The organism is Blautia sp. JLR.GB0024 (assembly GCF_037000545.1).
GTDB classification, from domain to species: Bacteria; Bacillota; Clostridia; order Lachnospirales; family Lachnospiraceae; genus Blautia; species Blautia celeris.
Window position 1 is genome coordinate 155,926 of sequence record NZ_JBANBF010000007.1, and the last position, 22,401, is coordinate 178,326.

Genomic DNA, 22,401 nt, shown 5'->3' on the forward strand with positions numbered 1-22,401 from the left:
TCCATGTAAAATCGCCTTTGGCGATGGGATTTTTGCCCGGCTGCTGAACTTTTTCTTACGGTCAGCGCAGTAAATGCGCAGACCTGCTGAATTGTAACAAATCAATGCCAACGAAAGGAAAAAGCCATGATTTTAAAAACAAAATTATTTGGACATGTGTATGCTTTTCAGTCATTAAAAGAAGTGATGGCAAAAGCCAATGAAGAAAAATCCGGAGATAAACTGGCCGGCCTTGCGGCAGAGTCAGCGGAGGAGCGGGTGGCAGCCAAAATCGTGCTGTCCCAGATAACTCTGGAAGACTTGAGAAACCATCCGGCAGTGCCTTATGAGACGGACGAGGTGACCAGAATCATCCAGGATGATATCAATGAATCTATTTACAGGGAAATTAAGGGAATGACGGTCTCTGACCTCCGTGAATGGATTCTGGATGAGGAGACAACAGGGGAGATGATCCGCCGGGTATCAAGAGGGCTCACCTCAGAGATGGTGGCAGCCGTGGCAAAGATCATGTCCAATCTGGATCTGGTATACGGAGCCAGAAAAATTCGTGTCACAGCACACTGCAATACCACCATCGGAGAGGAGGGGACTCTGTCCTCACGTCTTCAGCCAAACCATCCCACTGATGACCCGGATGGTATTATGGCCTCCCTTCTGGAGGGCCTTACCTATGGAGCCGGGGATGCCCTTCTGGGATTAAACCCTGTGGATGACTCCGCTGAGAGTGTTGCCAGGGTCCTGCACAGGTTTGAGGAAGTGAAACAGAAACATCAGATTCCCACGCAGACCTGTGTTCTGGCACATGTGACAACTCAGATGGAGGCCATCAGAAAAGGCGCTCCGGCGGACCTGATCTTTCAGTCCATTGCAGGCTCTGAAATGGGGAATACGGCCTTTGGATTCAATGCGGCAACCATTGAGGAGGCGCGGCAGCTTGCGCTGACAAAGGGAACTGCCCAGGGACCAAATGTCATGTACTTTGAGACAGGCCAGGGATCAGAGCTGTCATCAGAAGCGCATCATGAGACAGACCAGGTGACCATGGAGGCAAGGTGTTATGGATTTGCCCGCCATTTTTCACCGTTTCTGGTCAATACGGTTGTGGGATTCATCGGCCCGGAATACCTGTATGACGGGCGGCAGGTGAACCGCGCCGGTCTGGAGGACCATTTCATGGGGAAACTCTCGGGTATTCCCATGGGATGTGATGCCTGCTATACCAACCATATGAAAGCAGACCAGAATACCATAGAGGATCTGTCTGTCCTGCTGACAGCTGCGGGCTGTAATTACTTTATGGGAATTCCTCACGGAGATGATGTGATGCTGAACTATCAGACAACAGGGTTTCATGAGACAGCAGCTCTGCGTGAGATCTTCGGCCTGACAGCCATCAAACCATTCCACAACTGGCTGATGAAAATGGGATATGTGGATGACAGAGGACATCTGACCGCCAGGGCGGGAGATGCCTCCACCCTGTTTTAGCGGATAGAGGCAGCATGTATAAGGAATTAGAAGGAGGACATATCAAGTGAGAGATGAGGAAATTAGATCCATGGTGGAGAAAATTCTGGATCAGATGTTAAATACTTCCACGGCCCCTGAGCCTAAGCGTTCCGAGGTGATACAGACCACTGCGGAAGCGCTGAAAAAGAAGGAGATACCCGCCGAATCCGGAGAATGCCTGGAGGACATCACAAAGACAGACCTGCGGCGGCAGCTTCTTGTAAAAAATCCTGCGGATGCGGAGGGATATCTGGACATGAAAGCAAAGACCCCGGCCAGACTGGGAATCGGCAAAGCAGGTGCCAGATACCGGACCGCCACCATGCTTCGCGTCCGGGCAGACCATGCGGCGGCACAGGATGCGGTGTTCAGTGACGTGTCGGAGGATTTTATTAAAAAATGCGGTTTTGTCTTTGTAAAGACACTTTGTAAGGATAAAGATGAATATCTGACCCGCCCTGACCTGGGAAGGCGCTTTCCCGCAGATGAGCTTGAAGTCATCCGCAAGACCTGCGGCAGTCATCCGAAAGTGCTTGTGATCGTGGGGGACGGCCTTTCCTCCTCCGCCATTGAGGCAAATGTGGAGGATATGATCCCCGCTATACGCCAGGGTCTGCAGATGCACCAGATCACGCTCCCCCCTGTGCTCTTTATCAAATACGCCAGGGTGGGAGCCATGGACGCTGTGGGTGAAGTGACGGATGCGGATGTTATCTGTATGCTGGTGGGAGAACGCCCGGGCCTTGTGACCGCGGAATCCATGTCCGCTTATATTGCATACAAACCAAGGCACGGCCTTGCGGAGGCAAAGCGTACCGTGATCAGTAATATCCACAAGGGTGGGACCACTGCTGTGGAGGCAGGTGCCCATGCGGCGGAACTGATTGTAAAAATGCTGGAGAAAAAGGCATCGGGAATCGACTTGAAATAAAACACAGAGCTATTGGAGGAATACTATGAAACATGATGAACTGCGTCCCGCGATACTGGGAATCCGCATGATTTCCAATGTCAGTGAGGATTTGGCAAAAGCGCTGGAGCTGGGGCCAAGGCATAAAAGCCTTGGAATCGTAACAGCGGATACGGACGATGTGCTCTACACTGCCCTTGATGAAGCCACAAAAGATGCAGATGTGGAGGTCGTCTACGCGAGATCCATGTATGCCGGTGCGGCCAATGCGTCCACGAAGCTGGCAGGTGAGGTCATTGGTATCATAGGCGGCCCGAGTCCGGCAGAGATACGGAGCGGACTGAATTCCATACGGAATTTTATGGAATCCGGCCCCTGCTTTGTAAGCGCCAATGAGGATGATTCCATTGTCTACTACGCCCACACCGTATCCCGGACAGGTTCCTACCTGTCAAAGACAGCAGGGATACCGGAAGGTGAGGCCCTGGCCTATCTGATCGCACCGCCTCTGGAGGCAGTCTATGGCCTGGACGCTGCCATGAAAGCTGCGGACGTGTCAATGGTATCTTTTTACGGCCCGCCCTCAGAGACGAATTTTGGCGGAGGCCTTCTTACAGGAAGCCAGTCCGCATGCAAGGCAGCCTGCTCTGCGTTTGCCCAGGCAGTACAGGCAGTGGCAGACTATCCAAAAGATTTTGAATAAGGGAAAAGGAGAGTGAACAATGGAATTAAAGGATAAAGACCTGATTTCCGTGCAGGAGACAAGGAACCTGCTCATAGAGGCAGAAAAGGCCCAGCAGGAACTGTCACGTATGGACCAGACACAGATTGACCGCATCGTAAAAGCCATCAGCGATGCCGGAGCCGCCCACGCGGTACCGCTTGCAAAAGCGGCCCAGCAGGAGACCGGTTTCGGCAGATGGCAGGATAAGGTGATCAAAAACATGTTTGCAGCCAGAGTGGTTTACGATGCTGTGAAGAATGAAAAGACAGTGGGAATTCTCCATGAGGACAGGGAGAGAAAGGTGTGGGATATCGGCACACCTGTGGGGGTGATCGCGGGAATCGTCCCCTCCACTAACCCCACATCCACAGTCATTTACAAGGCCATGATCGCCTTAAAGGGCGGCAATGCCATTGTATTTTCCCCACATCCGGGCGCAAAGAAATGCATACTGGAAACCGTGCAGGTCATCTCCAAAGCGGCATGCCAGGCAGGATGCCCCAAAGGAGCCATATCGGCGATCAGTGTGCCAACCATGGAGGCAACACAAGCCCTGATGAAAAACGACAGAACAGCCCTCATCCTGGCAACGGGAGGAGGCGCCATGGTAAAATCCGCCTATTCCTCAGGAACACCCGCTATCGGCGTGGGGGCAGGCAACGGCCCTGCATTTATTGACAGGAGTGCTGATGTAAAGCGGGCTGTGAAGCAGATCCTGGATTCCAAAACCTTTGACAACGGAACCATCTGTGCTTCTGAGCAGTCCATTATTGTGGAGCGAAGCATGGAGGAAAAGGTGGTGGAGGAGCTGAAGGCCCAGGGCGCCTTTGTGCTGACACAGGAACAGTCCAGACAGCTTGGCAGATTCATTCTGCGGGCAAACGGCACCATGAACCCCATGATCGTGGGAAAGACATGTGCCCAGATCGCGGAGTACGCGGGGCTCTGCGGTGTTCCGTCATCTGCCAGAGTGCTGGTGGGAAGAGAGACAAAGGTGGGAGCAGATGCACCTTACTCCAGGGAAAAACTGGCCCCCATCCTGGGACTTTTTGTGGAAGAAAATACGGACAGAGTCCTGGAGAGAAGCATTGAGATCCTTCATATGGAAGGTGCGGGACACACTTTTTCCATGCATGCGGAGGATGAGGCGCTGGTGAGAAAATTCGCGCTGCAGATTCCGGCATCCCGTTTTCTGGTCAACACGCCCGGAGCTCTTGGCGGCATCGGAGCAACCACAGGTCTGTTCCCGGCCCTGACACTTGGATGCGGTGCGGTGGGAGGAAGTTCCTCCTCCAACAACATCGGTCCGCTGGATCTGATCAATATCAAACGTGTGGCATTCGGCACAAAAGAACTGGAAGAGATCCGCAGGGAAAGCGAGACAGCACAGAACAGCACAACATCATCCTGCAGCGGCCGGATAAGCCAGGAACTCATAAATACCATTGTAGATAAAATCGTAAAAGAATTCGTCTGAATGAATTCAGCTAAATGTAGAATACTAACAGAGAAAGAACAGCTTTGGAAAATGGAAAAGATTTGGAGGTAATCATTATGGCAAATACAAATGCATTAGGAATGATTGAAACAAAAGGTCTTGTGGGAGCAATTGAAGCAGCGGATGCCATGGTCAAGGCAGCCAATGTGGCTCTGGTTGGAAAAGAGAGCATCGGTGCCGGATTAGTCACAGTTATGGTGCGCGGCGATGTGGGCGCAGTCAAGGCAGCGACCGATGCAGGTGCATCTGCAGCAGAGCGTGTGGGAGAGCTGGTGTCCGTACACGTGATCCCCCGCCCTCACACAGAAGTGGATGTGATTCTGCCCCACCAGCTTGAAAAAGGAACCGGAGCTTCCTACACAGACGAGAACTCTCCGGTATAAAGGAGCGGCAGAATGGAAGAACAGGAAAAAATCCGCCGTATCGTGGCGGAGGCGATTCAGGAAACACTGGAGAAAAAACAGGAAAAACCGGAACACATGACCAATCTGCGCGGAGACTATCTGGTGTATAAAGACCACCCAAGAATTGCCTTCCGGGGAGCCATTGACTCCCTGGAGGCAGAGATCATCGTTTTACAGACGATCACGGAAAAGCAGCATCTCCACACGCTCACAGAGGACCTGGAGGAGATCATCAAAACCATCCGCTGGCTTCTGCGCTGTGAGGTATCCGGGGAGCCTGTGGGTGAGATCACCATGCAGGGGCTGGACACGGACGCCATGCGTGCCCATTCTCACCACCCCAGCCGGTATTACGGGATGAAACATTTTCTGCCCACGTACTGCCACAGTGAGATCGTGGCATATTTAAACAGGCTGAGGACAAAGGCCAGAGAGACAGAGCTGACTGCCTACCGGGCTTTTAAGACAGAGACCGGGGATGTGGAGCGGGAAGATATCATACGTGTCCTGAACAGGCTCTCCTCCCTATTCTGGATCATGATGTTCAAGTTTTTGACTGGTAAATATGGAGGAACTTATGAATGTTGAGGTAGAGGCAGTAGTAGAGGCTGTTGTCAGGGAACTGAAGGACAGGATGATGGTGGAGGTGGAGGCCTCCGGCAGACATGTGCATCTGTGCAGGGAAGATGTGGAGCGTCTGTTCGGCAGAGGATACCGGCTTACAAAAGTAAGGGATCTGTCCCAGCCGGGACAGTATGTATGTAAGGAGAGAGTTTCCCTGACCGGGCCAAAAGGGACCATTCACAATGTGGTCATCCTGGGACCGGAGAGGAAGGAGACCCAGGCAGAGATTTCCATGACAGATTCCCTTGTGCTCGGCATACGCCCCCCTGTGCGGTTAAGCGGTGATATTGCAGGCACGCCGGGAATCACCATCACAAACGGCGACAGACAGATCGTCACAGATAAAGGCGTGATCATAGCCAAACGCCACATGCACATCACACCGGAGGACGCAGCAAGGCTTCATGTAAAAGATAAGGAAGCATTGAAGATCAAAGTTTACGGAAGCCGTCCGGTGATCTTTGAGGATACCATTGCCCGGGTGAGCAGCGAATTCCAGACCTATGTGCACATTGACTATGATGAGGCAAACGCCTGTGGATTTGAAAAAGGTACCTTCTGCCGCATTGTACGGTAAAACCGGGGAAAGGAGGTTGTGCGGTGAATATAGGTAAGTCGGAAGTGACGGACAGTCTGATTGATGATATCATAGAGGAAGTTAAGGCCCGTATGGACAGAATGCAGGAGGAAACCTGCGGATGCTCCCACACCGGAAAAGTTCTGGTACTTGGGGCGCTTGAGCCGGCAGAGGAAAACATTTTGAGATCCTTTGCAGAGATCCAAACTCTTCAGGAAGCAGGGACATATGATTTCATTGTGGCAGCACAAGTCTCCATGGGTTTACTGGCTTATACTGCTCTTGGGATTCCCGGACAGCCGGAGGCACAGTGTATTCTGGAGGCCCTGCTAAGCGGCAGGAAGGTCTATATCCTGGAAAAAGGTCTGGAATACCGGAGATACCGGGAGTCTTCCTACAAGGCCTTATATCAGAAATATCAGGAATATGAGGAGGAGATCAGGCGCTTCGGCGGTGAGATCGTCTCGGGCGTACAGGAGGCAGCAGAACTTGCAGTGCGGGTTTGGAAAAAAGATTGTGCACCGGCAGATGACAGTACAGCCTTTGATTTGACCGGCCTTAAGCTGCTTGGGGAATCCGACCTGGGAAAAATGCGCGGGACTGGTTACAGAACCGTATTGATCGGCAGAAAGACGATCATAACACCTCTGGCGAAGGACTATATTTCCAATCATAATCTGACAGTCAGAAGACAGCAGTGAGGTATAGGAATGGAAATCGGAACAGTAATCGGAAGTGTTTGGGCCACGAAAAAAGACGAGGCTATCAGCGGACAGAAGCTCCTGGTAATTGATGTGATGAAACGGTACAGACAGGAAAAGGAATCCCTGCTGGTCGCCGCGGATGTCATCGGAGCCGGGGTTGGGGATATGGTCCTGGTCTGCCGGGGAAATTCCGCAAGGATGGTTGTGGGAAATGGAAAAACACCGGTGGATGCAGCTATTGTGGGGATCATAGATACTCTGGATGTAGCGATTAAGTAGGTCCGCACATGTACCGCGGACTGGATATACATGAGGAGGGATGACGGTTGAGCATCAATGAGATAATTATTTACATTATGGTAATATTTGCGGCCCTAGGTGCGCTGGACAGAATATTCGGCAGCCGTTTTGGACTGGGAGAAAAGTTTGAAGAGGGAATCATGGCAATCGGAGCGCTGTCAATCTCCATGGTGGGAATCATTGCCCTGGCTCCGGTGATCGCCAATCTTTTAAAGCCTGTCATTGTGCCTGTGTTCGGTCTTTTGGGGGCTGACCCGGCCATGTTTGCAGGTTCTATTCTGGCGAACGATATGGGCGGCGCGCCCCTGGCACAGGCACTGGCATTAAATGAGGATGCTGGCAATTTCGGTGGACTTATTGTGGGAGCCATGTTGGGGCCGACCATTGTATTCACCATTCCGGTAGCTCTCGGGATCATCAGGGAGGAGGACCGGAAATATCTGGCAACAGGTGTTCTTGCCGGTGTCATCACCATACCCATCGGTTCTCTGGCAGGCGGTCTGGCAGCAGGGTATTCGTTCACTATGGTACTCAAAAATCTGATTCCCATCATTATTTTTGCAGTGCTCATTGCCCTTGGCCTGTGGAAATTTGAGAGTGCTATGGTAAAGGGATTCACGTATTTTGGAAAGTTTGTAGTGGCAGTGATCACCCTCGGACTCGGCGTGGGTATCATAGAACAGCTTACCGGTATTGTCCTGATTCCGGGCATGAATCCCATTGGCGAGGGATTCGAGGTGGTAGCGGATATTGCCATTGTCCTGGCCGGCGCATTTCCGCTGGTATATGTGATCACAAAGGTATTTAAAAAGCCCCTTATGGGACTGGGAAAAGTTTTAGGCATGAATGAGGTGGCAGCGGCAGGACTGGTAGCCAGTCTTGCAAACAGTATCCCCATGTTCGGTATGATGAAGGATATGGATGACAGAGGAAAAGTGCTGAATGTGGCTTTTGCAGTGTCAGCAGCCTTTGTATTCGGAGACCATCTGGGATTTACGGCAGGATTTAACCAGGATATGATCTTCCCCATGATCGTGGGAAAACTGGTGGGCGGAATCACGGCAGTATTTGCCGCGTTGATTCTGGTACGGAATAAAAAGATTTCAAAAGAAGCATAAGAAGGAAAAACGTAATAGTTCAGCTTGTCTGAACTGTTACGGAAAGACAGGTGAAGAAATGGAAATCAGCAGAGAAGCTATTGAACAGATCATTACACAGATACTGACAGAGAAAATAGGAACTTCCGGCTGTCCGAAAAATGACGTACACAGACAGGAGACTGCAGGCGTCATCAAGATGGAAGTTCCGAAGATCCATGTGACAGAGACAGACCGGCTGGATACCGGAAACAGGAATGACAGGGTATACACACATGATCTGTTTACCCTGTCAGAGAGTCCGCGGCTTGGATGCGGAATCATGGAAATGGAGAAGACCACATTTGACTGGACTCTGGACTATGATGAGATTGATTATGTCATAGAAGGCTCGCTCACTATCATAAAGGATAAAATGCAGGTGACCGCAGGCCCTGGGGAGATCATTCTGATTCCGAAAGGTTCCAAAATACAGTTTTCTGTCCCCAAAAGCGCCCGTTTTATCTATGTGACATATCCGGCAGACTGGGCAAATTAATGCTTTTCCTTATCCTCTTGTTCGGCTGTGAAGGTGAATAGTTCTTCCACAGTAGTGTGAAAGACATGGGAGATGTCCATGGCTAACTGAAGGGATGGATTATACGCGCCTTTTTCCAGCCGGATAATGGTCTCACGCCGTACACCTGTGAGGTCAGCCAGTTCCTGCTGGCTCATATTGTTTTGCATGCGGTATTCCCGGATGGTTGTTGTCAGTTTCTTTTTCATAAGTCAGTCTTTCTACTCTGTGATGTGAGAGTCAAAATACAGAAATGCTCCCGTCTGTACCAGTTTGATCGATCCGTAATAAAAGAGAATATGGCTGGCACTGATCGTCACCCGCAGATGCCCGATGATGCAGAGGACCGTCCAGATCAGCAAAGTCAATTCCACAAATAGCAATGTGAGCCGTCTGGCCTTCGCGTAATTTTCAACCGTTAACTCGTCCCATGGCTCATTTTTTACTTTACGCCGGTAATAATATGCGCCGGCATATAGGAATACGATAACAGCAAATGAAATACATGCCAGTGAATCTTTATCGGCAAAAAAATTGAGCACAGAAAATAAAATACCTGCAAGTCCCACCAGCCCGTTGGTCAGCAGTTCCTCTTTTCGTACACTCAGCATATTCTGCACCTCCCTGTTTGTATGTGATATATTTGTAACTGATACAAATATATCACATATTTCTGTTTTGTCAATAGTCTGAAAAGAATTCGATAAAATAGCAAAAATATTGCAGCAGCCGTGAGGGCGCTGTCATGCACGTAAGAATCCCTCTATGATCTTTTCCTCTGCCTCCGCCTCTGTAAGGCCCAGGGTACGAAGCTTTATGATCTGTTCCCCGGCGATTTTGCCGATGGCTGCTTCGTGAATCAGTGCAGCGTCCATACAGCCTGCGAACAACTCCGGGGCAGCATTTACCGTGCCCCGGTCAGCCAGGATCGCGTCACATTCGGAATGTCCGCTGCAGCGGCAGTTTCCCATGATGCGGGAGTGGTATTCCTGGCGTGAGGCGCCTTTTGCCACAGAGCGTGAGATGAGGTCAACAGCGGAATCTTCTCCATCCATGGAGACTGTAAAATATGTTTTGGCAGTCTCTTCCTTTTCTGTCAGGATCCTTTCATGAACGGTCAGTCTGGCCCTTGCGGCCAGCCGGGCTGTTGTCTTTCTCAGCGTGCTGTCCACACCTCCGATCTGTTTGGTGTCAATTTCCAGAAAGGAGTCTTCCAACAGGACAGCATCCGTAACAGAGTCTATGTGTTTTTTGCCGTTTTCCGGTCCTGTGCCCATATGCCTCTCTTTGTAGAGAACGTGTGCGCCCTTTTCCAGAAAGAAACTGTGGATTCCGTTATGCCGCGCCGTTTCCCCGCTGCCTGTGTGGACGCCGCATCCGGCTATGATGGTGACATCAGCCCCTGCGCCTACATAAAAATCATTGTAGACAAGATCATCAACCCCTCCGTGGGTTACGCAGGCAGGGATATAAACCGTCTCTTTCTGTGCTTCGGAGCTTATATGTATTACGAGACCGGGAGCACCTTCTTTTGTCTCAATGCGTATATTCGGAGTGGAACGGCGGCCCGCACATTCCCCGTTTTCACGGATATTGAACGCACCGCGGAATTCATCGGTAAAATCAGCGATAATCTGCAGGAGTTTTTTTGAGATTTTATTCATAAAGAATCTTACCTTTTTTTCTCCGGCGGTCAGCAGTTTTGTTTTCCGCTGCCGTCCGGGACGGTCTTAACTCTAACATATGAATGCTCCACAGCATTTTATACTCTTGTGAATAAAGGAACTTTGTCAGGCTGTTTATGTTTTTAGGTACGGTTTGGAACAACAGCCGGGAAGTTACCATTATGACCGGAATAACTGTTAACAGCGAAAAAATGAAAGAAGATGAAAACAGGCCTTGCAATAAATAGTCAATGGGATATGCTGTATATAGATTTATGTATAACACGAGGAATACCAGAAGAAATGAGCACTGGGTGAAAAGCCGGCAGGGAATTTATTTGGTAAAATACCCATATCAAATAAAGGAGGTGCACAAAAATGCACGCATGGGAAGCCATACAAAATACAGTAGACTATATAGAAGCGCATATTAAGGAGGACATCAGTGCAGAACGCCTGTCCGAGATAGCAGGGCTGTCTCCCTTTTATTTTCAGAGACTTTTTAAGCGTCTGGTAAACAGAACGGTCCAGGAATATGTAAAACTGCGCCGCCTGTCCCTGGTGATCGCAGAACTGGAAAAAGACCAACAGAGGATACTGGACATTGCCCTGGATTACGGGTTTTCCAGCCATGCCAATTTCACCAGAGCATTCAAATCCACCTACGGACTGACGCCGGAGGAATACAGAGATAGGCGTCCGCTTTTGAATACTTTTCTAAAACCTGAGATATCCATGAGTTATACCATGATCGACGAAGGAGTTCCGCTGCTTGCAGGAAATATTGTTCTGGAGATCAACAGAAAAACACTCAATGAACCGGAGACATATTTGGGGTTTGAGACAAAAGTGAAGATAGAAGACCAGATCCCGGCAGGCGAGAGTACAGGAGTAGATATACCGGGACAGCTTTGGAAGCAATACCACAAGGAAAAAGAGAGGTTTGCGGAGTATCTGAATCCGGATGTGGAATTGGGAATGTCCTACAGGCCTGATCCGCAGAGGGGAGAGTTTACCTATTTTGCAGGAGGGCTGGCAAGCCAAAAGGAGATACCGGAAGGAATGGTAAAAGAGGTACTGCCGCCGGGAGAATACGTTGTCTGCGGCATTGAAGCGGAAAGCTTTGAAGAGCTTGTGACAAAAGCACTGTATCAGGCGGGAAAATACCTCTTCGGCACCTGGCTTCCGAACCATAAGCTGGTGACCCAGCCGTTTTCCGCTGAGAAATATTTCAAAAATATGGATGGAATCTATTATATGGAGGTTTGGGTGATTCCGGCAGCGATAGAATAACCTGTACCTGTGAAGGCAGAAATAGATTGATAAAACAAATTATGAAATATTATTATTTGATTTAGATGGAACATGAGGACAAAAAAGAATTAAGATTGCAAACACCGCCCAAAAATGGGAGGTGTTTGCATATGTGATTCAAAAATACGGAATCAAAGACATTACATATATAGCAGCTACATTACAGGATTTAGCGGCTCTTTTATTGCCATAGTATAATTCAGAAGATAAAAAAACGTTGGCTGTCCGCAATTGTTTTTATTCTCTGATTCACAATTTGAGAAAATGGACGGCAGATACGAAAGGCAAGGTGATTACTTAATACCGTGTTTGACCCTACGAAAGGAGTCATAGAATTGAGTACACAAACAAATATGACAAAAGGAAGTCCTTTAAAATTACTTTTATGTTTTGCCATTCCACTTATGTTTGGAACAATATTTCAACAGTCATTTATTATTGCGGACAGGATAATTGTAGGGCATCTGATAGGTGCAGACGCATTTTCATCCGTAGGTGCAACGGGTTCTGTATCTATGGTGTTTACATCTCTCTGTCTTGGAATTGCGATTGGTTCAGGAATTGTTGTTTCGCAATTTTATGGGGCAAAGGATGAAGAGGGGACGGCTTTGGCAATCAGAAATGGCACAATGATAACAATACTTAGTACCTTGATGATTTCCATTTTAGCATTGCTGGTCACAAAACCGATTCTTTTATTGCTGAATACGCCTGCTTCTTTGTTGGAAGATTCCATCAATTATATGTCAATATCACTAGGCGGTCTGGTGGTTGTAATCTTATATTACATACCGTTTAACGTATTACGTTCGTTAGGTGATGCGAAAACACCAATTATTTTTTTTGTGGTTTGCAGTATATTGAATATTGCATTTGATTTGGTATTTATCTTGATATTTCATACGGGTGTTGAGGGGACAGCAATCGCCTCATTGTTGGCGCAAGGAATAGCAGGGATTTTATGTTTTATTTATGCCATAAGAAAATATTCTTGTTTTGAAACGGCATTAAAGAAGGCAAAGTTTGATAAAGCTATGGCAAAGCAAATCTTTAGGATATGCATACCAATGGGATTCCAGTACTCGTTTATTTACTTATCAACAACGATTTTGCAGTGGGTAATAAATGGATATGGAACGAGTATGATAGGGGCTTTTAGGGCGACAAGCCAGATAGAAAGTTTAATCCAGCAGCCATTTACTGCATTGGGCACAGCAATAGCAACTTATACAGGGCAGAATATCGGGGCAGGAAATACAGAAAGGATCAGACAGGGATTGGTTGCTGCTTTGAAAATCTGTTTGGTATATTCTCTTATTCTTGTTTTGGTATTCCGGGGCTTTGGGAGAATAGTCATGAATATTTTTGTATCAGATACGTGTATTATTGATAATGCTGTGAAAGGGATTCACATTACCAGTACATTTTTTTTGGCACTCGGCATGGGACAGATACTGCGCTATCTCTTAAATGGTGCAGGAGATTCTGCTTATTCAATGGTAAATGGAATCGTTGAAATTGTCTGCCGTTTAGTATTTGTTTTCTTATTGACGAACATCTCATTTATAGGTCAATGGGGGATTTGGTGGACAACGGCATTTACTTGGAGCTGCACGGCATTATTTGGAATATGCCGGTTTATAGGAGGAAAATGGAAAGATAAAGGCATAGTTTAAAAATGGAAAAGAAGTATTGGATATTGTGTCCTGCCTGTCATAGCAAGACCTGCATGAAAATAAGAATTGCTTTTGACAGGCTGTATGTCACGATTCGATGTACACTTAGACTGGTCAGTCATGTACCAACCAGGTCTTGGCCTCCTCCATATCGGTACAGAAATAAAGCTGTCCGCTATTTAACGCAGCCTTTTTATGCAAGGCTTTCTGTAGTTTCCTCAGACTTCTTTTCTCCGTGGTAATTGCCAGCTTAACAATTCGGGGCCTTATTTTTTCAATATGTTCTGCAAGCGTTTCTGTCAGTTCCTTTGTCAAGTCAGTCTCATATAAATCAATTAATATGCGGCGCTTTTGAGGGGATTTTAATATAAATGCCTCTTCTCTGCCTATCATGGACAGCAGACCTTCGGAATCATCAAAATAACTTCCATAATGAATACCATGAAAGCTGCCGCCTTTATAGTAGTAAGGGCTCAGCGCCCCGCTTGGGGATTTTGTTATCATAGTATTACCTTTCCCTTTCCAACAGATCTGTCAGCGGTTTCTGCATACGGATATGACGACACCAGCGGATGGTTTCCTCCGTAATGCAGATTCCGTAATAAAGAGTGGAGAGTTTATAATAAAAGCATTCTTTGTTATCCAGTTCCGTAAATCCTTTTTCCAGCTCCCTGAGCTTTTTCAGATAATTTCTGTTATTGATCTCATATTCCAGTAGCTGCTGACTGCGAATTTCAGCCTCCAGATGGTCGAAGAAGTAAACCTTTGCCAAATGGGTATTGGTGCCTTCAAAAATATCCATGGGGGAGGAGAGCCAGTGGAAAAATTGTTTCCGTCCCTCCTCTGTTATGTGGTAAAAAATTTTCTTTCTGCTGCCCTGCGGTTTATCCCTGGTTGTCAGATATCCCTTTTCCGTTAATCTTTTTAATGCGGGGTACAGGCTTCCGAAACTTGCCTTATAGAAGACACCGATTCCGTTTTCTATGAACTTTTTTATATCATAGCCTGTCAGGTCCTTTTCCAGCAGCATGCCGAGTGCAATGGATTCCAGCATAATAGTCTCCTCTCATATATATCTATTAGATATATTATAACGCTATATATAGAGGTTGTAAAGCACTGTTTCTCGGTGGTAATGTTTCTATGTGAAATGTGAAAGCACATCCGTTGACTTTAGTGCACTGAGGTAATATAATGCTTTTTATAGACTGTTTTTCAGGCTATAGTACATAAAGAGAGGTACAGTTTAGATGAAAGCGCAATTGGTGACGGACATACAGAAGTATTCTATTCATGATGGGGAAGGAATACGAACTACCATATTTTTTAAGGGATGTCCGCTTTCCTGTGTCTGGTGTCACAACCCGGAGACACAGGAGTACCGTCAGCAGTTTATGTGGAATCAGGAAAAATGTACAGGATGCGGGGAGTGTGCCGCGGCCTGTCCCGGCGGCGCTGTTTCCATGGAGGGGCCAAGACCGGTGACGGATCCAGAAAAGTGCAGTGTATGCCATACGTGTGAAGAATACTGTCTGCAAAATGCCAGGGAATTTGCAGGCAGAGAATATACGGTCGAGGAGCTGGTTAGGGAGGCATTAAAAGACCAGCCTTTTTACGAGCAGTCCCATGGCGGGGTCACCCTCTCGGGAGGAGAGGTACTGGCCCGGGATAAGGAATTTCTGGAACAGCTCATGCGCGGTCTGACAGAGCGGGGAATACGTGTGAATGTGGATACCTGCGGTTATGTCCCATGGGAAAATATAGAGAGTGTGATTCCTTATACGGATACTTTTTTATACGATATAAAGCTCATGGACTCCGGTCTGCACGAGAAAATGACAGGAGCGGGAAATGAGAGGATCCTGGATAATCTCGTAAAACTGTCAAAAAGCGGAGCCGCTGTCTGGATACGGATTCCGGTTGTGGGCGGTGTCAATGATACGGACAGGAACATGAAAGAGACACTGGACTTTCTTGATGCCCATTCCATAGGGCAAAAATGGATTCACCTGCTTCCCTATCACAACACAGGGAGTGGAAAATATTCAAGGCTGGGACAGGAATACAGGGGCAGAGATTTTACGACTCCTTCTAAGGACCGCATGCAGGAGCTGTTGGATATGTGTCTGAAACGGGGATTTCAGGCCAGGATAGGAGGTTGATACAGATGGAACGGGGAATGAACGAGAGAATCCGCAGGCTTCGCAGGGAAAGCCTGGAGACAGAAGCGCATATAGATATGGAGCGGGCAAAAATAGAAACCGAAGTATACCGCAGATATGAGGGCACTGTATCTGTACCGGAATTACGGGCACTGGTTTTAAAACACTATTTTGCCGAGAAGACGCTGTACATAGGGGAAGGCGAGCTGTTGGTGGGAGAGAAGGGAAACGGGCCGCAGGCAGCACCGACCTTTCCGGAATTATGTTGCCATACAGTACAGGATCTCCATGTGATGAATGACAGGGAGCTGATCAGCTTTAAGGTACGTGAAGAGGACTATGGGTTTCAGGAAAAGGAAATGATCCCTTTCTGGGAGAGACGTTCCATCCGGCACCGGATACTGGAAAAAATGACTCCGGAGTGGAAGAAAGCCTATAGATGTGGTATTTTTACTGAATTTATGGAACAGAGAGGTCCGGGGCATACCGTGGGTTCCGAAAACATTTATAAGCGGGGGATTCTGGACTATAAGGAGAAGATACGGGAAGCGCTTGGACATCTGGACTACAGCCGGGACCCGGAGGCGCTGGATAAAGAGAATGAGCTTCGTGCCATGGATATTGCTTGTGATGCGGTGATCCTTCTGGGAAAACGGTATCATGACTATGCCCTTAAGCTTGCCCAAAAAGAAGAAAATCCGGTACGCAGAGAGGAACTTCTGCAGATTGCCGAAAACTGCAAGGTTGTGCCGGCACATAAGCCGGAGACATACTGGCAGGCACTTCAGATGTATTGGTTTGTGCATCTGGCTGTGACAAGTGAGTTAAACCCGTGGGATGCCTACAGCCCCGGAAGACTGGATCAGCATCTGATATCTTTTTACAGACACGATGTCAAGGAAGGGATTCTTAACCGGGAGCAGGCAAAAGAACTGCTGGAGTGTCTGTGGGTAAAATTCAACAATCAGCCGGCACCTCCAAAGGTGGGGATTACACTGAAGGAAAGCGGCACATACACAGACTTTGCCAACATCAATACCGGCGGAGTGACACCGGAGGGACATGACGGTGTCAATGAGGTGAGCTATCTGATCCTGGAGTGTATGGATGAAATGAAACTTCTGCAGCCCAGCTCAAATGTGCAGATCAGTAAAAAGACTCCTCAGGAGTTTCTCATAAAAGCCTGCGAGATATCCAGAAAGGGATGGGGACAGCCTGCTTTTTACAACACAGAGAGTATAATTCAGGAGCTTTTAAACGCAGGGAAATCCATTGCAGATGCAAGAAAAGGCGGCACCAGTGGATGTGTGGAGACGGGCGCTTTTGGAAACGAGGCATATATTCTGACCGGTTATTTTAATCTGCCCAAAATCCTTGAGATCACCCTTCACAACGGATATGACCCGGCCGCCGGGGAACCGCTTGGCCTGGCGCTTGGAAAAGCGGAGGATTTTAAATCTTATGAGGAGCTTTTTGAAGCCTATAAAAAGCAGATTTTGTATTTCCTGGATATCAAAATGCGCGGCAATCATGTCATTGAGGGGATTTATGCCCGCTATATGCCGGTACCGTTTCTCTCCGTGATCACCAATGACTGTATTGCCAAGGGAAAGGACTACAATGCCGGGGGAGCCAGATATAACACCAACTATCTGCAGGGCGTGGGAATCGGAACCATTACAGACAGTCTTGCTGCCATAAAATACAATGTTTTTGACAAACAGAAATTTACCATGTCTGAGCTGATGCAGGCGCTGAATGACAATTTTGAGGGACATGGGCGAATCTGGAATCTTGTCAGCAATAAGACGCCGAAATACGGCAATGACGATGACTATGCAGATGATATTATGAAGGATGTATTTTCATTCTACTATGAGAGCGTGACCGGACGGCCGAATATGAAAGGCGGAAAGTACCGCATCAATATGCTGCCAACCACCTGTCATGTCTATTTCGGGGAAGTGATGATGGCAAGCCCCAACGGACGTCTGGCCCATAAGCCTGTATCCGAAGGGATATCCCCGGAGAAAGGGGCAGATGTGCACGGCCCTACAGCGGTAGTGAAATCCTGCTCCAAGATGGATCATCTGAATACAGGGGGAACTCTGCTGAACCAGAAGTTTACGCCTCAGGTGGTATCCGGTGAAAACGGACTGATACAGATGGCAAATCTGGTCCGGACATATTTTAACCTGGACGGGCACCACATTCAGTTTAATGTGATTGACCGCCAGACACTTTTAGACGCGCAGGCACGTCCCGAGGAATACAAGGATTTGATCGTGCGTGTGGCTGGATACAGCGACCATTTCCGCAATTTAAGCAAAGCGCTGCAAGATGAGATCATCGATAGAACAGAGCAGTCCTTTGGATGATTTTGAACGCCCCGGAAGGGCAGGAACGGTACATTTTCTGCAGGAACCTTCCGGGGCGGACTTTTTGTCTGCCCAGATATTTCCACACCTTCAGCCTGAAAACACCTGGAAATACAGTGGTATAGGGACGGCAGAGGACAGATTCAAAAAACATAAAACTTTTATAAAGTCATTGCATCCGCCGGAAAATAAGAATATAATAAGTCTGCATTTGTTGTTTACATGTAACGATTCAGTGAATACCTGTTGCTGGTACTCTTATGCTCGGTCAGCGAAGCAAATGGGCCGACTTAACTGAACAGTTACATATACATTTCTAAATACAAGTTTCTATTTATCAATGGCGTTTCAGCCAAAAGTTCAGTGTGAAACATATGGAAGGCAGATAGGAAAAACAGAATTGAAATGCAATGTTATATATTGTATAATAAAAGAAAAAAACTGCATGATTTTCGCTGTGTCATATCAGCACAAAAACTGTCTGCTTTCCTGAAGGAGGCCGGATGGAAAAACAAAGGTTAGCTGCATCAGTATTAAATGCAAAGGATGAAGATGTTTACAACTGTCTGTCAGATAATGAAGTATTTGCGGATTTGTTTAACGGTGCAGTCTTTCAGGGAGAGCAGGTGATCAAACCTGAATATCTGGAAGAAATGAATGAGAAAAAACAAATGAAAGTACCGGGGAAAGACGGACAGCCGGCAGTGATCAAAAAGCTGCGCGATGTACAAAAAGGAAGCGGACTGGAAGAGAGCATTCTCGGTATTGAGCTTGCTGTTGAAGGGCAGCGAAAGGTTCATTATGGAATGCCGGTCAGACATATGCTCTACGATGCGGTTGATTACACGAAACAAATACAAAACCTGGAGAAAAAGCACAGAAGCAGCAGGGATTTGTCACCCGGCGCGGAATTTCTGTCAGGATTAAAAAAGGAAGACAAGCTGCGCCCCATAATAACACTGGGATTATTCTACGGAGAAGATCAGTTGTGGGACGGCCCTATGTGCCTTCATGATATGCTGGAATTTCCCAAGGTATTGGAACCCTGGAAACATTACATTCCAAATTATCCGCTGAATCTGGTGTACAGCGGAAATGTCAATCCCGGGAACTTTAGAACCGGTCTGCAGGAAGTCTTCGAGCTGTTGCGGGTGGCAAAAGATAAAGATGCCATGGAAGAATTCCTTAAGAAAAACCAGGAGCATTACAAAAACTTAGAGTGGAAAAGGGGCAGGCTGGTCGGGAATTTTTTGGATATTCCATTGATCAAAGAAAATGCAGAGGTCATACGAACAGAAGAAGGAGGGATAAATATGTGTACAGCGTTTCAGCAGATGCGTATGGAAGGAGTACGGGAAGGAATCATTGAAGGGGAACGAAGAGGCAGAAATTTTGGAGAAGAAAAATTAACAAGGCTAATACAGCTTCTTTTTCATGATAACAGAATAGATGATTTACAGAGGGCTTCTTTTGATACAGAATACAGAGAAAAGTTATATAAAGAGTATGGACTGGAAAATGAGAATTTATAACCGTTCAGAAAAGCTGAATCGTTACGAGAATTTGCTGAATCAGGACATTAAAATGCAAGATAAAGTATACAAATATTCCTTCCTGCGTTATGATATAAAAGTTAAGAATAAATGAGAAAAGGAATATGATGTAACAATGAAGAAGGATCTGACAACAGGAAATATTATTAAAACCATGCTCATATTTGCAGGCCCCATGATTATAGGAAATCTCCTGCAGCAATTTTACAATATAGCGGATACGCTGATCGTGGGCAGATTTGTAGGAGCCGATGCCATGGCATCTGTGGGGGCGGCCTATACACTTATGACATTTCTGACTTCTATCCTGATCGGATTATGTATGGGCAGCGGTTCTCTGGTTTCCTTTTATTTCGGAAAACAGGATAAAGAAAAGATGGAAGTATGTGTGCAGGGATCTTTTCTGCTGATAGGCGGAGTTACGGTAGTCATAAATGTTCTGGTGTTTGTATTTATAAATCAGATTTTACGGATACTGCAGATACCGGCAGAAATATTAGAGATGTCACATGAGTATGTAAAAATAATATTTGCCGGAATATTTTTTGTGTTCTTATATAATTATTATGCCTATCTTTTGAGGTCTATCGGAAATTCTGTGATACCGCTGGTCTTTTTGGGAACAACATCCGTTCTGAATGTTGTGCTTGATATTATTTTTGTTGTAACTTTTGGCTGGGGTATCGGCGGTGCTGCGCAGGCCACTGTCATATCCCAGGCTATATCCGGGGTTGGTATATCCATCTATGTGTGGATCAAGGAACCCGTATTCAGGCTCCGGCTGTTTGGAAAGAACCGGATATTCCTGACCAGGGAATCTATGCAGGAAATAACAAGATTTTCATTTGCAGCATCTATACAGCAGTCTGTAATGAATCTGGGTATCCTCATGATTCAGGGGCTGGTAAACAGCTTTGGCGTTGCCGTTATGGCTGCCTTTACAGCCGCAGTCAAGATTGATTCTTTTGCCTATATGCCTGCACAGGAATTCGGCAATGCCTTTTCCCTGTTTATTTCCCAAAATCACGGTGCCGGAAAAGAAAACAGGATCCGGAAAGGAACAAGACAGGCATTTGTTGTTTCAGCACTGTTTTGCGGGGTGATTTCTGTATTGGTATTTTTGCTTGCAAAAAATCTTATGTTGTTTTTTGTATCCCCCTCTGATACGGAAATCATACAGATCGGTGCGGGATATCTGCGGATTGAGGGCGCATTCTACATAGGCATCGGCATTTTGTTTTTATTGTACGGTTATTACAGGGGAATAAATATTCCTGAGATGTCCCTGGTTTTAACCATCATTTCCCTGGGTACCAGAGTGATTCTGGCTTATATACTGGCACCGATAGAAGCAGTCGGTGTTGTGGGAATCTGGTGGGCGATACCCATCGGATGGTTTTTAGCAGATATTACGGGGATTATTTATATGCGGCACAGAGAACGTAAAAAACTTCTGAACTGAGGATGGAAATCCTGGGGTTAGTTATACAATTGCGTAAATCAGACACAGAACAAAAACAGGCACACCAATTTATCCATCAATGGTGTGCCTGTCCAAGTTATCCTTTGACCCGTTTAAAACATACACTTCCCTTAGCCTTTTCTCCCGTTATCGTTATGTTATAAGTTCCGCTTTCTTCAATAGGAACCTGAAACGTAGTGGAGAGATCAATCTTTTCTTTTTCATATATGGGTGTTTCATCATCTTTTTGTATTTTGACAGAAAGCCTGCCGGAATCACACACGATTTCGGCGTCAATGACATCCCCTTTTTCAAGTTTCAGCGGCTGTGAATCCGTAGTATTGAATATGCGGTATTCCATAATGAGATGATTCTCATTTCCGAGTCTGCTGCCTTCATAAGCCGAGCCAGTACAGGATGTCAAAGCAAAAGTACATAACAGTGTGAAAAAAACGATTATAATTTTTTTCATATCCTCACCCCCATTATGAAAGCATATCCTGATTTCTTAAAAAACCGCATCATATAAATCTAAAGTTTTCCTAAAGAAAGACAGTAAAATTGAATATTTATTAAAATACACAAAAACAATGTTTTTGTGAGAAAAAATATGATTTCTGCAATAATTTTATGGACATCGGAAAATATAATGTTATAATTAATACAAGAAAATGAATGAAAATGCATGGCTTATTCAGAAATGGGGTGTAATTGGAATATGGCAGAATACAGGAATGATATAATGAAAAACGATGATTTTATTTGCCGCTATAAATCTGATGACTTCGCTTACTGGAATTGCAATTACATCTGCAGGGAAGCCTTCCTTTCAAGACAGCAGGCTTTTTTACTTACCCAGCTTCAGGAAACGAAATGGCTGCCGGTATTTCGCCTTGTAGTCTTGTATGAGACAAGCCATATACATGTGCAGGAATATAAAAATGTTTTTTATATGTCCAGCGGAATGGAGACGGAGGAGGAGATAAAGGAGTCAGGGGATAATCTGAATTATTTGTTTCAACTGGGGCTTTTAAAAGCTGATTTTTCAGAGCGGAACCGGTTATACATATATCACTTTCTGGAACAGGGAGATATTTTCCGGACATTTTACTCTAAATATAAGGGAATCCCGGATACGCGTCCCATAGTGGAACGAGGTACGGTTATACTGACAGAAGCGGGGAAAACGGCTGTCTTAGTTGGCAGAGAATAAACGGTGCCGCATAAAAATCCGATTATAAAAATCCGATATCGGTGGATCATAACCGATATCGGATGCATTTTAC

At 46.5% G+C, this 22,401-nt stretch carries 24 protein-coding genes; 18 read left to right on the forward strand and 6 right to left on the reverse strand.

Annotated elements, in window-relative coordinates:
- The first annotated feature begins 126 nt into the window (after window positions 1-126).
- The 11 genes from V8Q34_RS16860 to V8Q34_RS16910 all read left to right on the forward strand — a co-directional run bounded on the left by V8Q34_RS16860 (window position 127) and on the right by V8Q34_RS16910 (window position 8,888).
- Window positions 127-1,491 (forward strand): ethanolamine ammonia-lyase subunit EutB, encoded by a 1,365-nt coding sequence (locus V8Q34_RS16860; RefSeq protein WP_227210674.1) that lies wholly within the window; start codon window positions 127-129, stop codon window positions 1,489-1,491.
- A gap of 46 nt (window positions 1,492-1,537) precedes the next feature.
- Window positions 1,538-2,443 (forward strand): ethanolamine ammonia-lyase subunit EutC, encoded by a 906-nt coding sequence (gene eutC, locus V8Q34_RS16865; RefSeq protein WP_335835940.1) that lies wholly within the window; start codon window positions 1,538-1,540, stop codon window positions 2,441-2,443.
- Window positions 2,444-2,468: 25 nt separating this feature from the next.
- The gene (eutL, locus tag V8Q34_RS16870; RefSeq protein ID WP_033139477.1) at window positions 2,469-3,125 is read left to right on the forward strand and encodes an ethanolamine utilization microcompartment protein EutL; all 657 of its coding nucleotides are present in this window, start codon (window positions 2,469-2,471) and stop codon (window positions 3,123-3,125) included.
- 19 nt (window positions 3,126-3,144) lie between these two features.
- Window positions 3,145-4,623, forward strand: a complete 1,479-nt coding sequence (locus V8Q34_RS16875) for an acetaldehyde dehydrogenase (acetylating) (protein ID WP_052098892.1) — start codon at window positions 3,145-3,147, stop codon at window positions 4,621-4,623.
- Between the two features lie 77 nt (window positions 4,624-4,700).
- Window positions 4,701-5,027 carry a BMC domain-containing protein gene (locus V8Q34_RS16880; protein WP_033139478.1) on the forward strand — a complete coding sequence of 109 codons (327 nt, stop codon included), beginning with the start codon at window positions 4,701-4,703 and terminating at the stop codon, window positions 5,025-5,027.
- A gap of 12 nt (window positions 5,028-5,039) precedes the next feature.
- Window positions 5,040-5,636, forward strand: coding sequence for a hypothetical protein (locus V8Q34_RS16885; protein ID WP_335835941.1), 597 nt, complete (start codon window positions 5,040-5,042; stop codon window positions 5,634-5,636).
- Window positions 5,626-6,249 (forward strand): ethanolamine utilization phosphate acetyltransferase EutD, encoded by a 624-nt coding sequence (eutD, locus tag V8Q34_RS16890; RefSeq protein WP_033139479.1) that lies wholly within the window; start codon window positions 5,626-5,628, stop codon window positions 6,247-6,249. The genes V8Q34_RS16885 and eutD overlap by 11 nt, the downstream gene beginning before the upstream one ends.
- Before the next feature lie 23 nt (window positions 6,250-6,272).
- Window positions 6,273-6,950, forward strand: a complete 678-nt coding sequence (locus V8Q34_RS16895) for a hypothetical protein (protein ID WP_052098897.1) — start codon at window positions 6,273-6,275, stop codon at window positions 6,948-6,950.
- Window positions 6,951-6,959: 9 nt separating this feature from the next.
- Complete coding sequence (locus V8Q34_RS16900) at window positions 6,960-7,232, forward strand: EutN/CcmL family microcompartment protein (RefSeq protein WP_033139480.1); 273 nt, start codon at window positions 6,960-6,962, stop codon at window positions 7,230-7,232.
- A 47-nt stretch (window positions 7,233-7,279) separates the two neighbouring features.
- Complete coding sequence (gene eutH, locus V8Q34_RS16905) at window positions 7,280-8,371, forward strand: ethanolamine utilization protein EutH (protein WP_033139481.1); 1,092 nt, start codon at window positions 7,280-7,282, stop codon at window positions 8,369-8,371.
- Window positions 8,372-8,429: 58 nt separating this feature from the next.
- Complete coding sequence (locus V8Q34_RS16910; RefSeq protein WP_335835942.1) at window positions 8,430-8,888, forward strand: cupin domain-containing protein; 459 nt, start codon at window positions 8,430-8,432, stop codon at window positions 8,886-8,888.
- On the opposite strand, the gene V8Q34_RS16915 is transcribed toward V8Q34_RS16910, so the two are convergent.
- From V8Q34_RS16915 to V8Q34_RS16925, 3 genes are all read right to left on the reverse strand, one after another.
- Window positions 8,885-9,115, reverse strand: coding sequence for a helix-turn-helix transcriptional regulator (locus V8Q34_RS16915; protein WP_335835943.1), 231 nt, complete (start codon window positions 9,113-9,115; stop codon window positions 8,885-8,887). The genes V8Q34_RS16910 and V8Q34_RS16915 overlap by 4 nt on opposite strands.
- 12 nt (window positions 9,116-9,127) lie before the next feature.
- A complete protein-coding gene (locus V8Q34_RS16920; protein ID WP_033139484.1) occupies window positions 9,128-9,517 on the reverse strand; it encodes a hypothetical protein in 390 nt (129 codons plus the stop codon).
- A gap of 132 nt (window positions 9,518-9,649) precedes the next feature.
- A complete protein-coding gene (locus tag V8Q34_RS16925) occupies window positions 9,650-10,570 on the reverse strand; it encodes a SufB/SufD family protein (protein WP_335835944.1) in 921 nt (306 codons plus the stop codon).
- Between the two features lie 378 nt (window positions 10,571-10,948).
- Here V8Q34_RS16925 and V8Q34_RS16930 point away from each other — a divergent pair, with 378 nt between their 5' ends.
- Together V8Q34_RS16930 and V8Q34_RS16935 are read left to right on the forward strand one after the other, a co-directional pair.
- Entirely contained in the window at window positions 10,949-11,863 is a 915-nt protein-coding gene (locus tag V8Q34_RS16930; protein WP_335835945.1) for an AraC family transcriptional regulator, read from the forward strand.
- A 356-nt stretch (window positions 11,864-12,219) separates the two neighbouring features.
- Window positions 12,220-13,560 (forward strand): MATE family efflux transporter, encoded by a 1,341-nt coding sequence (locus tag V8Q34_RS16935; protein ID WP_335835946.1) that lies wholly within the window; start codon window positions 12,220-12,222, stop codon window positions 13,558-13,560.
- A gap of 114 nt (window positions 13,561-13,674) precedes the next feature.
- Here V8Q34_RS16935 and V8Q34_RS16940 read toward each other — a convergent pair whose 3' ends face one another.
- Window positions 13,675-14,064 (reverse strand): hypothetical protein, encoded by a 390-nt coding sequence (locus V8Q34_RS16940; RefSeq protein ID WP_054351318.1) that lies wholly within the window; start codon window positions 14,062-14,064, stop codon window positions 13,675-13,677.
- Between the two features lie 4 nt (window positions 14,065-14,068).
- The gene (locus V8Q34_RS16945) at window positions 14,069-14,614 is read right to left on the reverse strand and encodes a PadR family transcriptional regulator (RefSeq protein WP_244806679.1); all 546 of its coding nucleotides are present in this window, start codon (window positions 14,612-14,614) and stop codon (window positions 14,069-14,071) included.
- Between the two features lie 196 nt (window positions 14,615-14,810).
- Here V8Q34_RS16945 and V8Q34_RS16950 point away from each other — a divergent pair, with 196 nt between their 5' ends.
- The 4 genes from V8Q34_RS16950 to V8Q34_RS16965 all read left to right on the forward strand — a co-directional run bounded on the left by V8Q34_RS16950 (window position 14,811) and on the right by V8Q34_RS16965 (window position 21,115).
- Window positions 14,811-15,722: a glycyl-radical enzyme activating protein gene (locus V8Q34_RS16950; protein ID WP_335835947.1), complete on the forward strand. Its 912-nt coding sequence runs from the start codon at window positions 14,811-14,813 to the stop codon at window positions 15,720-15,722.
- A gap of 5 nt (window positions 15,723-15,727) precedes the next feature.
- Window positions 15,728-18,100: a trans-4-hydroxy-L-proline dehydratase gene (gene hypD, locus V8Q34_RS16955; protein ID WP_335835948.1), complete on the forward strand. Its 2,373-nt coding sequence runs from the start codon at window positions 15,728-15,730 to the stop codon at window positions 18,098-18,100.
- 503 nt (window positions 18,101-18,603) lie between these two features.
- On the forward strand, window positions 18,604-19,632 hold the full coding sequence (locus V8Q34_RS16960) for a hypothetical protein (RefSeq protein WP_335835949.1): 1,029 nt from the start codon (window positions 18,604-18,606) through the stop codon (window positions 19,630-19,632).
- Window positions 19,633-19,768: 136 nt separating this feature from the next.
- Complete coding sequence (locus V8Q34_RS16965; RefSeq protein WP_033139491.1) at window positions 19,769-21,115, forward strand: MATE family efflux transporter; 1,347 nt, start codon at window positions 19,769-19,771, stop codon at window positions 21,113-21,115.
- A 97-nt stretch (window positions 21,116-21,212) separates the two neighbouring features.
- Here the strand turns inward: V8Q34_RS16965 and V8Q34_RS16970 are convergent, their stop codons facing one another.
- Window positions 21,213-21,587: a hypothetical protein gene (locus V8Q34_RS16970; RefSeq protein ID WP_148392697.1), complete on the reverse strand. Its 375-nt coding sequence runs from the start codon at window positions 21,585-21,587 to the stop codon at window positions 21,213-21,215.
- Between the two features lie 270 nt (window positions 21,588-21,857).
- Here V8Q34_RS16970 and V8Q34_RS16975 point away from each other — a divergent pair, with 270 nt between their 5' ends.
- On the forward strand, window positions 21,858-22,328 hold the full coding sequence (locus V8Q34_RS16975; protein ID WP_227244693.1) for a hypothetical protein: 471 nt from the start codon (window positions 21,858-21,860) through the stop codon (window positions 22,326-22,328).
- Window positions 22,329-22,401: the final 73 nt, after the last annotated feature.

What these genes read in the sequence shown, in the direction of transcription:
- V8Q34_RS16860 (WP_227210674.1), top strand. Translation starts at nt 127, where the DNA reads ATGATTTTAAAAACAAAATTATTTGGACATGTGTATGCTTTTCAGTCA.
- eutL (WP_033139477.1), top strand. Translation starts at nt 2,469, where the DNA reads ATGAAACATGATGAACTGCGTCCCGCGATACTGGGAATCCGCATGATT.
- V8Q34_RS16875 (WP_052098892.1), top strand. Translation starts at nt 3,145, where the DNA reads ATGGAATTAAAGGATAAAGACCTGATTTCCGTGCAGGAGACAAGGAAC.
- V8Q34_RS16880 (WP_033139478.1), top strand. Translation starts at nt 4,701, where the DNA reads ATGGCAAATACAAATGCATTAGGAATGATTGAAACAAAAGGTCTTGTG.
- V8Q34_RS16885 (WP_335835941.1), top strand. Translation starts at nt 5,040, where the DNA reads ATGGAAGAACAGGAAAAAATCCGCCGTATCGTGGCGGAGGCGATTCAG.
- eutD (WP_033139479.1), top strand. Translation starts at nt 5,626, where the DNA reads ATGAATGTTGAGGTAGAGGCAGTAGTAGAGGCTGTTGTCAGGGAACTG.
- V8Q34_RS16900 (WP_033139480.1), top strand. Translation starts at nt 6,960, where the DNA reads ATGGAAATCGGAACAGTAATCGGAAGTGTTTGGGCCACGAAAAAAGAC.
- V8Q34_RS16910 (WP_335835942.1), top strand. Translation starts at nt 8,430, where the DNA reads ATGGAAATCAGCAGAGAAGCTATTGAACAGATCATTACACAGATACTG.
- V8Q34_RS16915 (WP_335835943.1), bottom strand. Translation starts at nt 9,115, where the DNA reads ATGAAAAAGAAACTGACAACAACCATCCGGGAATACCGCATGCAAAAC.
- V8Q34_RS16920 (WP_033139484.1), bottom strand. Translation starts at nt 9,517, where the DNA reads ATGCTGAGTGTACGAAAAGAGGAACTGCTGACCAACGGGCTGGTGGGA.
- V8Q34_RS16925 (WP_335835944.1), bottom strand. Translation starts at nt 10,570, where the DNA reads ATGAATAAAATCTCAAAAAAACTCCTGCAGATTATCGCTGATTTTACC.
- V8Q34_RS16930 (WP_335835945.1), top strand. Translation starts at nt 10,949, where the DNA reads ATGCACGCATGGGAAGCCATACAAAATACAGTAGACTATATAGAAGCG.
- V8Q34_RS16940 (WP_054351318.1), bottom strand. Translation starts at nt 14,064, where the DNA reads ATGATAACAAAATCCCCAAGCGGGGCGCTGAGCCCTTACTACTATAAA.
- V8Q34_RS16945 (WP_244806679.1), bottom strand. Translation starts at nt 14,614, where the DNA reads ATGCTGGAATCCATTGCACTCGGCATGCTGCTGGAAAAGGACCTGACA.
- V8Q34_RS16950 (WP_335835947.1), top strand. Translation starts at nt 14,811, where the DNA reads ATGAAAGCGCAATTGGTGACGGACATACAGAAGTATTCTATTCATGAT.
- hypD (WP_335835948.1), top strand. Translation starts at nt 15,728, where the DNA reads ATGGAACGGGGAATGAACGAGAGAATCCGCAGGCTTCGCAGGGAAAGC.
- V8Q34_RS16960 (WP_335835949.1), top strand. Translation starts at nt 18,604, where the DNA reads ATGGAAAAACAAAGGTTAGCTGCATCAGTATTAAATGCAAAGGATGAA.
- V8Q34_RS16965 (WP_033139491.1), top strand. Translation starts at nt 19,769, where the DNA reads ATGAAGAAGGATCTGACAACAGGAAATATTATTAAAACCATGCTCATA.
- V8Q34_RS16970 (WP_148392697.1), bottom strand. Translation starts at nt 21,587, where the DNA reads ATGAAAAAAATTATAATCGTTTTTTTCACACTGTTATGTACTTTTGCT.
- V8Q34_RS16975 (WP_227244693.1), top strand. Translation starts at nt 21,858, where the DNA reads ATGAAAAACGATGATTTTATTTGCCGCTATAAATCTGATGACTTCGCT.